8 protein-coding genes are annotated in these 11532 nt (G+C 48.9%); 5 read left to right on the top strand and 3 right to left on the bottom strand.

Going from position 1 to position 11532, the window contains the following annotated elements; genetic code table 11:
- The first annotated feature begins 133 nt into the window (after window positions 1-133).
- Together cobA and BMW79_RS29080 are read left to right on the top strand one after the other, a co-directional pair.
- Complete coding sequence (gene cobA, locus BMW79_RS29085) at window positions 134-931, top strand: uroporphyrinogen-III C-methyltransferase (RefSeq protein WP_089901685.1); 798 nt, start codon at window positions 134-136, stop codon at window positions 929-931.
- Window positions 906-1598, top strand: coding sequence for a Crp/Fnr family transcriptional regulator (locus BMW79_RS29080; RefSeq protein ID WP_089901682.1), 693 nt, complete (start codon window positions 906-908; stop codon window positions 1596-1598). Before cobA ends, BMW79_RS29080 begins: the two co-directional genes overlap by 26 nt.
- A 6-nt stretch (window positions 1599-1604) precedes the next feature.
- On the opposite strand, the gene BMW79_RS29075 is transcribed toward BMW79_RS29080, so the two are convergent.
- Entirely contained in the window at window positions 1605-2273 is a 669-nt protein-coding gene (locus BMW79_RS29075; protein WP_089901677.1) for a Crp/Fnr family transcriptional regulator, read from the bottom strand.
- 111 nt (window positions 2274-2384) lie between these two features.
- Here BMW79_RS29075 and BMW79_RS29070 point away from each other — a divergent pair, with 111 nt between their 5' ends.
- Both BMW79_RS29070 and BMW79_RS29065 read left to right on the top strand, forming a co-directional pair.
- Complete coding sequence (locus BMW79_RS29070; RefSeq protein WP_245752712.1) at window positions 2385-4190, top strand: chloride channel protein; 1806 nt, start codon at window positions 2385-2387, stop codon at window positions 4188-4190.
- 109 nt (window positions 4191-4299) lie between these two features.
- Window positions 4300-5307: an MBL fold metallo-hydrolase gene (locus BMW79_RS29065; RefSeq protein ID WP_089901673.1), complete on the top strand. Its 1008-nt coding sequence runs from the start codon at window positions 4300-4302 to the stop codon at window positions 5305-5307.
- Here BMW79_RS29065 and BMW79_RS29060 read toward each other — a convergent pair whose 3' ends face one another.
- Entirely contained in the window at window positions 5308-6144 is an 837-nt protein-coding gene (locus BMW79_RS29060; protein WP_177192383.1) for a class I SAM-dependent methyltransferase, read from the bottom strand.
- Between the two features lie 157 nt (window positions 6145-6301).
- On the opposite strand from BMW79_RS29060, the gene acnA reads away from it, so the two are divergent.
- Window positions 6302-9031, top strand: a complete 2730-nt coding sequence (gene acnA, locus BMW79_RS29055; RefSeq protein WP_177192382.1) for an aconitate hydratase AcnA — start codon at window positions 6302-6304, stop codon at window positions 9029-9031.
- A 63-nt stretch (window positions 9032-9094) separates the two neighbouring features.
- Here the strand turns inward: acnA and BMW79_RS29050 are convergent, their stop codons facing one another.
- Entirely contained in the window at window positions 9095-11338 is a 2244-nt protein-coding gene (locus BMW79_RS29050; protein WP_089901667.1) for a cation:proton antiporter, read from the bottom strand.
- Between the last annotated feature and the right edge of the window lie 194 nt (window positions 11339-11532).

Here is an 11532-nt window from a genome sequence, read left to right as displayed (position 1 = left end):
ATAATATTATTTCTTGCTTTGGAGATGATTTTATAGGTAGGTGTATGATGCTAATTATAAAATTAAGCGATTTTGTTTTAATTTTAAGCATGCATCTATGTTAAATCATTACATAAAATTAAATATAATATGTATGCCCGTGTCAAATCCCTTTCTATCTTTAATCGGTGCAGGACCCGGAGATCCCGAAATGATCACCCTGAAAGCCATTAATATCATCCGTCAGGCAGATGTGATATTATATGATGCCTTAGTGAATGAATCCCTGCTCAGTTATGCCAAACCAACGGCACTGATACGGTTTGTGGGAAAGCGATATGGCTGTCATGCCCTGTCCCAGCAGGAAATTAACCACCTCATCGTGGAAATGGCCTTTGCCCACGGACATGTAGTACGATTGAAGGGAGGTGACCCGTTTGTATTCGGGCGGGCAGTAGAGGAAATCCGCACTGCCAGGGAACATGGGATAGGCGTAGCCGTTATCCCGGGCATCTCCAGCGCAGTGGCCGTACCGGCATCTCAAATGATACCACTCACCTGCAGAGGTGTGGCGGAAAGCTTCTGGGTAACCACCGGTACCACCAGCAGCGGGGATATTTCGAAAGACATTGCTCTGGCCGCACAATCCACCGCGACTGTGGTGATCTTGATGGCGATGAGCAAACTGGAAGCTATCATGGATATTTTTAGTACCTATGGGAGAGGAGATACACCCGTGGCTATTATCCAGGACGGCACCACGCCGCAACAGAAGATGGTAACGGGTGCAGTAAAAGATATCGTGTGGCGCGCACAAAACGCCGGCATGGGTAATCCTGCGATTATAGTGGTGGGAGAAGTGGTGAACCTCCAGGCCTTGCTCGCAGCAGATACGGTACAACAATTACAAAACAGCGATATCATACATGAAGAAAGACAAACAGGGATGTGATGGCAAAACCTGTCTCCTTTGCCGGTTATCGCTCAAAGAATGGGCGCCCGCCACGGCATTGCACCGCAGAAATTTTACCCTGAACAAGGGCGAAGTGTTGTTTAAAGAAGGAGATGAGGTAGAAGGCATTTACTTTATCTATGAAGGCCGTATGAAAGTACATAAGCACTGGGGCGCCGAAAAAGAACTCATTGTACGGTTTGCACAGAAAGGCGATATTGTGGGGCACCGTGGGATGGGCGGTGTGGGGCATCAATACCCGGTTTCCGCCACCGCACTTGAACCGGTAAAAGTTTGTTTTATAGAGATGGACTTCTTTCAGTCGTCTCTCAAAGTCAATCATGATCTCCTGTATGAACTGATGCTGTTTTATGCACAGGAACTGCAGACTTCCGAAAAGCAGATGCGCAACCTCGCGCATATGTCTGTTAAAGGCCGCATGGCTAATGCCCTTTTACTGCTGCAACAGAAATTCGGTTTTAATAAAGATGGGTTTATTGATCTGCCACTGAGTAAACAGGATCTTGCGTCGTATATCGGCGCTACCTATGAAACCACCTTCCGTGTACTCAATGAACTCATAGAAGAGCGGTTGGTAGCGGTTTCCGGAAAGAGTATGACCATACTCAATGAACATAAGCTACAGCATCTCACTGCCATGAGCTAATGTTCCTTACACAATATATTTCCTTAATTTTTTTTCATTCAGGATGGTGATGGCCCTTCCTTCTACTGCAATGAGTTTTTCCTGGATGAACTCCTGCAGGTTGCGGTAAGTAGTTTCATAGGTGGTGCCTGCAAACGAGGCCAGGTCCTGGCGGCTGATGGTGAAATGAGGATCCTGCTGCTGCCGGCTGATATCCAGCAACGCGTCTGCCAGTCGCGCTTTTACTTCCATATGCACCAGGTTGCGCATTTTCCTTTCTGCCTCCTGCAATTCATCTGCATAAAACTGCATCAGCTTCAATGCCAGCGATGGATTTACTTTCAGGGACGCTTCAAAAAAAGCAAGGTCGGTATAACAAACGGTAGTGTCTTCCAATGCAGTAGCCGAAACGGTATACAGCCGGTCGCCGCTGCCCAGGCCACGGTGACCGAGGATGTCGCCTTTCTGCGCAAAGCGTACAATCAGGTCTTTATCCGTACCCCATTGCTTATGCACTTTCACCCGTCCTTCGTACAAAAAATAAATACCCTGCACCGGACTTCCTTCCTGGAAGATCGTTTCATTCTTTTTAAAAAGTAAATGCTGTTTATGATCCGATACCGCTGCAATCCACTCCGGAATGCTGAACTGGCAAAGAAAACAGGTTTTTAAATCGCAGGCCCCGGCTTTTTTCATGATTGCAATAGTAAGGTTTTTTTGTGTTTTTGAAAGAAAAAATAGGTTTTAATATGATTTAGATCATAATTTTGTGCTGATTTAAAGTATTTTATTGTCATTTTATATAGTATGAATCATAAAATTGCACCGAAATGGGCCGGGAATATGTCCAGGAGAGTATTTTACCTCAGTATACAAGCGGGGATCAACGCGCTGGTCATTGGCGTGGTGGCGAAAGCGCTGGTGATGCTGATCAGTCTTATTACCAATCTCTCTTTCTATGGTAAATTTTCCTTTGAAGAAGGAGGGCCGGCGGGAAACAGCCTGGGCTGGATGGTGGTACTGGTGCCGGTGGTGGGGAGTTTACTCGTAGGACTGATGGCCCGTTTCGGTAGTAAAGCCATCCGTGGTCACGGTATCCCGGAAGCCATGGAAAATATTATCCTGAATGAAAGTAAGATCCCGCCGGTGATTACCCTGCTTAAACCTTTATCTGCAGCTATTTCCATTGGTACAGGCGGTCCCTTTGGCGCAGAAGGTCCGATCATTGCTACTGGTGGCGCCATTGGCTCTTTTACGGGGCAGGTGATCCATATTTCTTCTGCCGAAAGAAAAGTATTGCTGGCAGCCGGCGCCTGTGCAGGTATGGCGGCCATCTTTGGCAGTCCGCTGGCAGCGATCCTGCTGGCGATTGAGTTATTGTTATTTGAATTTTCGCCCCGCTCTGTAATCCCGGTGGCTATTGGTTGTATTACCGGCGCAGGTATGCACATCCTGTTATTCGATAGTACCCCTGTTTTCTCCATGCCGGATATCCCGGCGGTATCGGACATCGCCCTGGTTACTTATGTGCTGATGGGGGTAGTAGTAGGCGTGGTAGCGGCTTATGTGTCGAAGTCCGTCTATTTTGTGGAAGACCTTTTTGAAAAACTCCCCATTCACTGGATGTGGTGGCCCGCGCTGGGCGCTGTGGTAGTAGGTGTGGTGGGTTACTATGCCCCGCATACCATGGGCGTTGGATATGATAACATTAAAACCCTGCTTACCGGTAATGCACCACTGGCACTGCTTTTATCGCTCTGTATCCTTAAATATCTTTCCTGGGTGATTTCCCTGGGTAGTGGCACCTCCGGCGGAACCCTGGCGCCGTTGTTCACCATTGGCGGCGCTTTGGGCGCTTTGCTGGGTGTAGTGGTACTGAAACTTTTTCCCGGCAGCGACATCAATATTGCCACAGCGGCTTTGATTGGTATGGCGGCCATGTTTGCCGGCGCCTCCCGCGCCTTGCTCACCGCTATTGTATTTGCGCTGGAAACCACCGGGCAGCCACATGGATTGCTACCGCTCATCGGCGCCTGCACTGCGGCATATTTTGTATCGTTTTTCCTGATGAAGGGCAGCATCATGACAGAAAAGATCCGCCGCAGAGGAGTGTCCGCTCCGGATGAATATACGCCGGATATGATGCAGCTCATCAATGTAGCCTCGGTGATTACCCGCCCACTGCTGGTCCTGCACGAAGAAATGACCGGAATACAGGCGCAGCAGGAACTGCAAAGAATGAATACACCTTACTATTATCAATACCTCCCTGTTACAGATGATGCCGGGCATTTCAAAGGCTACCTGGACAGGGACAAACTGCGTACCGGTGGCAACATGCGGGTAAAGGAGCTCCTGGCAACGGCTGCTCCATACGTGTATGCCGGTGATGATATTCATCTCGTGACAGAATTATTCAGCAGCTATTCACCGGATATCCTGGCGGTACTGGATGAGGAGAAAAAGATCAGCGGCATTGTTACGGCGGATGCCATATTGAGAACCTACGGAGAGCGCCGCAAGGCCGATGCCCGCTACCATTCTGCGTTTTATGGCAATACCCGCCTGCTGCGCCTGATGGCCCGGGGCAAACGCCTGCTCGCCCGCCCGTGAAGATATAAGATAGGTTGAATGCAGGTCCGCTCCCTTGGGCGGGCCTTTTTTATGAAAAATAAAATATTCTGCCAGGCTGCCCGTCTTCCTATAAAAGTTAACTTTATTCATGCAGCGGAAATTACCCAACATCGAAAGGATACAGCATTCGCAGAACTTCCGGAACGGCGCGTTCCAGAACCTCTCCCTCACGCCGATGAAGCCGGAAGACGTGACCTATTTCACCATGATGCGGAAAATGCTGAAACGCCCGGCAGATGTAAGACCTCCCGGTCCGATGGTAACGGTACATACCGATCTGAAAGCATTGTATTCCGATAAGCCTGTGGTGGTGTGGTTCGGTCACTCCTCTTATCTCATTCATGTAAAAGGATTCAATATCCTTGTAGATCCTGTATTCAGCGGCAGCGCTTCTCCCATGTCTTTTATGGTAAAGGCTTTTCCGGGAGCAGACGCCTATACGCCCGCAGATATGCCGGAAATAGACCTGATGGTCATCACCCACAACCACTATGATCATCTCGATAAAAAAACACTGGCAAAACTAAAACCACATACCCGGAAAATAGTAACTGGTCTGGGTGTGGAAAAAGACCTGGAACATTGTCTTGTTACCAATGATAACATCATCGAACTGGATTGGTGGGAAACCCGCGAAATCGCAAAAGATATACAACTAACGTCTACGCCTGCACGACATTTTTCCGGTCGCGGATTAAAGAGAGGTGGTAGTCTCTGGTCTTCTTTTGTATTGGAAATTTTTGGGTATAAAATCTTTATCGGCGGCGACTCCGGTTATGATACGCATTTCAAAGCCATCGGCGACAAATTCGGTCCTTTCGACCTCGTCATCCTGGAATGCGGTCAATACAACGATTACTGGCCTTTCATCCATATGAAGCCGGAGGAAACTGTGCAGGCAGCCATCGACCTGCAAGCCAAAGCCCTGCTGCCGGTACACTGGGGTAAGTTTGTGCTGGCCATGCATGCCTGGAATGATTCCCCCAAAAGAGTCACCGCTGCCGGTGCTCAAAGAGGTCTCCTGGTCACCACCCCCCGCATTGGAGAACCGGTCACTGTTGGGGAGCGCTATCCGCAGGATCATTGGTGGCTGTAATCAGATCCGGAAACTCACCATTTCCAGTATCCCCTCGCCGGGGGCATGAAAGTAATGATTGCTCCCGGTCACTTTTTTCTCTGTTTCATACAGCGGCTCCGCCGTTTCCAGGATGGCGTCCAGCTGGTAGAGGAGTCCTGCCATATCCGCGCGGTTATTGACATTGAGCGGCATTCCTATATACGCCTCCAGGATCCGCATTACGCCCTGGTGATACGGCAGAAATTTTGCCGGTACCTCTTCTTCTGATAAGGCATAGTCCAATAATACCTGGTTCTTTTTATAAGGTGTTTTAAAGAGATGCATGAGTTGTAAAAAAGCATTGTTAGACAGGTAATGCATCACGCCCTCAAAAATAACGATCGCCGGAACGGCTTCGCGGTAGCCATTCTCCAGCAACCTACTCCACAATAACGCGGTATCGGTAATATCACATTTCGCAAAACGGATGATATGGTCTCCGGGTAAAATGTCGTGGTAGAGCCGTTGCTTCTCTTCCAGGTAACCGTTATCTACTTCTATGATGCGGCTGATCTGTGCCGGGTAATTTTCCAGGAGATATAAAGAGAGCGGATCCAGTCCGGCGCCGAGCATAATCACCTGTTGTCCTGCAAATTCCGGGATACGTTCGCGCAGCATTCCCCGGATACTTTGTTTCCGCAGACAGATCATTTCTATCACCAGCGGATATTGTCTTTTTAACTCATAATGCAGGCGGCTGGTTTCGCTGAAATCAATGGCTTCTATATACTGCTGCTGTAAAGGGGAAGTATAGAGGGGCATGGCGGCTTCCAGCACCAGGCGGGAAGTGGAGGGTACTTTTAATTTCTGGGTCATTTTGAGGTGCATTTAGGATAAAGCTAGCATGTGGCGATGCATAGGTACAGCAGGGTTATATTAATATTAAACAGGTGTACACCCTTCATAATAGGTTATATTTATAGAACAAAATGGTAGCATCATTGTTTCACTAATAATGTCAACAACTCAGATTATGCAGCCACGTATCGCCTCTCTCAGCAAATTGGAACAGGAAGGACGTCAGATCTCGCGTCTGCCTTTCTCCATCAGGATCTTACTGGAAAATGTATTGCGGAACCATGATAACTTCGCCATTACAGATGAACATCTCGACACGCTGGTCAACTGGGACCCGGCGGGAACCGACAAGGAAATACCATTTAAGCCGGCCCGTGTGCTGATGCAGGATTTTACCGGCGTAGCCGCCGTAGTGGATATTGCTTCCATCCGTGCAGAAGTGATCCGTAAAGGAAAGGACGGCGCTAAAATTAACCCGGCCATCCCGGTAGACCTGGTAGTGGATCACTCCGTACAGGTAGATTTCTTTGGCACCGATTATTCTTATACAAAAAATGTGGCCTATGAGTACGAACGTAACAAAGAGCGTTACCAGTTACTCAAATGGGCGCAACAGGCATTTAATAATTTCACGGTGGTGCCGCCGGGTATGGGTATCTGTCACCAGGTAAACCTGGAATACCTCGCACAGGGCGTCATTAACCGCGATGGATGGCTGTTTCCGGATACACTTGTAGGCACCGATTCGCATACGCCCATGGTCAATGGTATCGGCGTATTAGGCTGGGGTGTGGGTGGTATTGAAGCAGAAGCCGCCATCCTGGGCCAACCCATTTATTTCTCCTGTCCGCAGGTGATCGGGTTAAAACTCAATGGCCGCCTCACGGAAGGCGTTACTGCTACTGATATGGTGCTGGCCATTACACAGTTATTGCGCAAATACGGGGTGGTGGATAAGTTTGTGGAAGTGTTTGGCGATGGACTGGATCATCTCTCCGTACCCGACAGGGCTACCATCTCCAATATGTCGCCGGAATTTGGCTGTACGGTCACTTATTTCCCCATCGATACCCAGACGTTGCAATATATGCACCGCACCAATCGTGCGAAAGCCACCATTGAACAGGTGGAAGCCTATTGTAAAGAGAATATGCTCTGGCGCCATGGCAGCGAAAATATTACCTATACGGATATCATTGAATTAGACCTCGGCCAGATACAATCAGCCGTGGCAGGGCCTAAACGTCCGCAGGACCGTATCCTGGTGCGTGATCTGCACAACGAGTTTGAAACCTTGCTGAACAAGGAATTCAAGCGCATGTATACGCCGGAAGGAAAACGCCGTGATACCGCCTGGCTGGCGGAAGGAGGCTCCGGTACTTCCTTTACCTACGAAATTCAAAAATCTACAGAAGAAGTGGCGGCTGTAGAACTGGATTATCTTAAATCGGTTCGCATCAAACTAAAAAATGAAGAATATGTACTGAGTGATGGTGCCATTACTATTGCTGCTATCACCAGTTGTACCAATACTTCCAATCCCAGTGTAATGATAGGCGCCGGACTGGTGGCCCAGAAGGCCATCAGGCGCGGACTGTATGTAAAGCCCTGGGTGAAAACCAGCCTGGCGCCGGGTTCGAGGGTGGTTACGGAATACCTGAAACGTGCCGGCTTACTGGCAGAACTGGAAGCCCTGCGTTTTCATATTGTCGGTTATGGCTGTACTTCGTGTATCGGTAACAGTGGTCCGCTGCCGCCGGCCATTGCAGAAGCGGTGGATAAAGGTAATCTCGTAGTAGCGTCGGTGCTGTCGGGCAACCGTAACTTTGAAGCGAGGGTACATCCACAGGTAAAAATGAATTTCCTGGCGTCTCCGCTGCTCGTGGTGGCCTATGCCATTGCCGGCCGCATTGACGTAGATATGCTCACCGCGCCGCTGGGATATGATCCCAACGGAGAACCTGTATACCTGCGCGATATCTGGCCTACACAGGAAGAAATTAACAACGCTGTAGCAGAAGCAGTAAAACAGGAAGATTTCGAAAATATCTACAAAGTCATTTTTGACGGTGATGAGCAATGGCGCGGATTACTGGCGCCCTCCGGAAAAGATTATCACTGGAGTAATGACTCCACCTATATCCGCGAAGCGCCTTTCTTCAACGGCCTGTCGGAGTTCCCCGCTGCCATTGAAGATATCAGGGATGCCCGTGTGTTGTTGAAGCTGGGAGATTCTGTCACCACAGATCACATTTCTCCTGCAGGCTCTTTCAAGGCAGACACCCCTGCGGGTAAATACCTGCTGGATCGGGGTATCGATCCCCGTTTGTTCAACTCCTATGGTTCCCGCAGGGGCAATCATGAAGTGATGATCCGGGGTACGTTCGCCAATGTGCGGATCAAGAATGAGCTGTCGCCCAAAGAGGGCGGCTTTACCACCATTATTCCTTCCGGTATGGTACTGCCCATTTTTGACGCAGCGCAGCAGTATGCCGCCACTAAAGTGCCGCTGATCATACTGGCAGGCAAGGAGTATGGCAGTGGTTCATCGCGCGACTGGGCCGCAAAAGGCACCAATCTGCTTGGGGTGAAAGCTGTGATTGCGGAAAGTTATGAACGTATTCACCGCAGCAACCTGGTAGGAATGGGCGTGTTACCGCTGCAATACATGGAAGGCGAAAGTGCTGCTACATTGGGATTGAGCGGTACGGAAGCGTATACCATCAGCGATATTTCCACCGACCTGGTTCCCGGCAAGATACTAACGGTAACGGCTACCCCGGCAACGGGCGATCCGGTGGTGTTTAAAGTAAAATCGAAGCTGAACTCTGCTATTGAAATTGAATACTACCGTCACGGCGGGATTTTGCAATATGTGTTGAGAGCGTTCCTGCAAAAAGCATAATCTGTTTTAAACACGGTGTGAACGAAAAAGGGTGTTTCCATTGGAAACACCCTTTTCTATTGGTTAATCTTTACTTCTTGAAAACTCCAGGATCTTTTTCCGGTTGCCTACCAGCCAGATCACATCTTCCCATTCAAACGGGGTTTCTGAGGCCGGGTTCAGCATCTTTTCCCCGCCGCGGGCAATACCTACTACCAGCGCCTGCGTTTTTTCCCGGATACCGGAACCACGGATGGTCTGGCCTTTCAAGCCGTTGTGTTCATCCACTACGATGCTGGTCAGCCCGATGTTTTCATCGGCCACATCGTCGCTTCTTTCCACATTCAATGTATTCACTACGCGGTTAAATTCTTCCAGTTGCGCCTCCGTACCAATGGCGGTGAGGATGTCGTGCGGGAATAGTTTTTCATCACGCGTAGGTGCATAAATCGTAACATTCCCTCTTTTGATAGCGCCTACGTTGATACCGTATTTCTCCCGCAGTTGCAGGTCTATCAGTGGTTTATCCACCAGCGTGGACCAGGGATCGATTTCTATTTCTGATACCTGCGCATCCCACGGCAGCAGATCCGCTGCTTTCGCCTTATGAGCGTCAGCATCTGCGGTTTCACGCGCATTCAGGTTTGTGAGGAAACGGCTTTCAATACGGTTGTAATATTTCTGCAATTGTGAGCGTAATACCAGCAACACACAGCCGAGGATAACGGCGGTACCCAGCAAGGCCGGCCAGAACGGGAAGTATTGATTCACAAGGAAACCCACCAGCAGTACCGCTACTACGTTACGCACCACTTCTACTACTACCAGCGGACCGTGATTATATTTGGAATCCAGCCATAATGCTTTATAGGAGTTACTGGAAATCTTTTTCACCATCAGTGCCCAGATAAAAGGCGACATCATGGCAATACCGATGACCACACTCAGCATCTCCGCGAAGAACAGGTTCTTGACATATTTGATCACAAAAGGACCGATGTAATAAGTATTCAGCAGGATGATGGCCAGTATAATCACACTGTTTAATATAATCACCCTCACATAACTGCGTAAGACAATACGCCAGTCGCTTTCCGCCTGCAGGGTTTGTGAACTGGCGCTATAGCGGTTCAGGGCATTCATCCATCGTTCCGGGATGATCTTTTCCAGCCAGTTGTACAACGGCACGGAAAATTTAATCATATAAGGTGTAGTGAAGGTAGTAATCGCTGAAACGCCTACTGCTACCGGGAAGAGGAAAGAGCTGGTTACCCCGAGGGTAAGACCCAGCGTAGCAATGATAAAGGCAAACTCGCCCACCTGCGCCATACTCATACCTACCTGCACGGCCTGTTTCAGTGGCTGGCCGGATAACAGGGCGCCAAGAGTGGTACTGAAAAATTTACCGGTAAGTGTCAGCAAGGTAATCCACAATACCGGCCAGCGATATTCCACAATCATTTCCGGGTTAATGAGCATCCCTACCGATACGAAAAAGATAGCGCCGAACAGGTCTTTCACCGGTTGTATCAGGTGTTCTACTTTTTCAGAAGAAGTAGTTTCTGCAATGATGGAGCCCATGATGAAGGCGCCCAGTTCTGCGGAGAAGCCCACTTTGGTAGCGAGGATCACCATACCAAGGCAAAGCGCAATACTTAATATCAGCAAGGTTTCACCATTCAGGTAACGTTCTATTTTTTTGAGGGCAGTGGGCAACAGGAAAATCCCTGCCAGGAACCATACTGCGAGGAAGAACATCAGTTTACCGATGGTAAACAGCATCTCCGTTCCTTCAAACTCGCGGCTTACCGCCATGGTGGATAACAACACCATCATGAGGATCACCACGATGTCTTCTATCACCAGTACGCCGAATACAATCTTGGTAAACGGCTTTTTCTTGATGCCTAATTCTTCAAATGCACGGATGATAATGGTGGTGGAGGAACTGGCCAGCAAGCCTCCGAGGAAGAGACTGTCCATAAAGCCCCAGCCCATCAGCTGACCGGTGAAGTAACCAGCTACTGTGATAAAGGCTATTTCTACAAATGCGGTGATGGTGGCGGTACCTCCTACCCGCATCAGTTTTTTGAAACTGAATTCCAGTCCCAGGGAAAATAACAGGAAGATAACGCCGATCTCGGACCATGTTTTAATCCCTTCCGCATCCGCGATAGTGGGAAACAACCGGAAGTTGGGACCCACTATAAATCCTGCGATAATATACCCCAGCACCATCGGCTGCTTGAGCCGTTTAAATAATAAAGTAATAACCCCCGCCGCTCCTAATATTAATGCCAGGTCAATGATCAATGATGGTAGATGCATACAGTAATAATCGATTTAATGTTTCGTGTGATGTACCGTTATGGCGTTGAGAAATCAACGCACATATGTGTCAGATGCCAGTTTCCGGATCTTTGAATTATCGCTAATATATCATTTTTCCGGCGTGGAAGCAAGATAAACTTTGAAGAAGGAGGCGGGTAAAGGGGCAACAGGAGGGGAGAAGACCGGAAGAG

It is taken from the genome of Chitinophaga arvensicola (genome assembly GCF_900110835.1).
Lineage (GTDB): Bacteria > Bacteroidota > Bacteroidia > Chitinophagales > Chitinophagaceae > Chitinophaga > Chitinophaga arvensicola.
The sequence above is the reverse complement of the archived record's forward strand: the minus strand, read 5'-3'. Positions and strand labels throughout refer to the sequence as shown.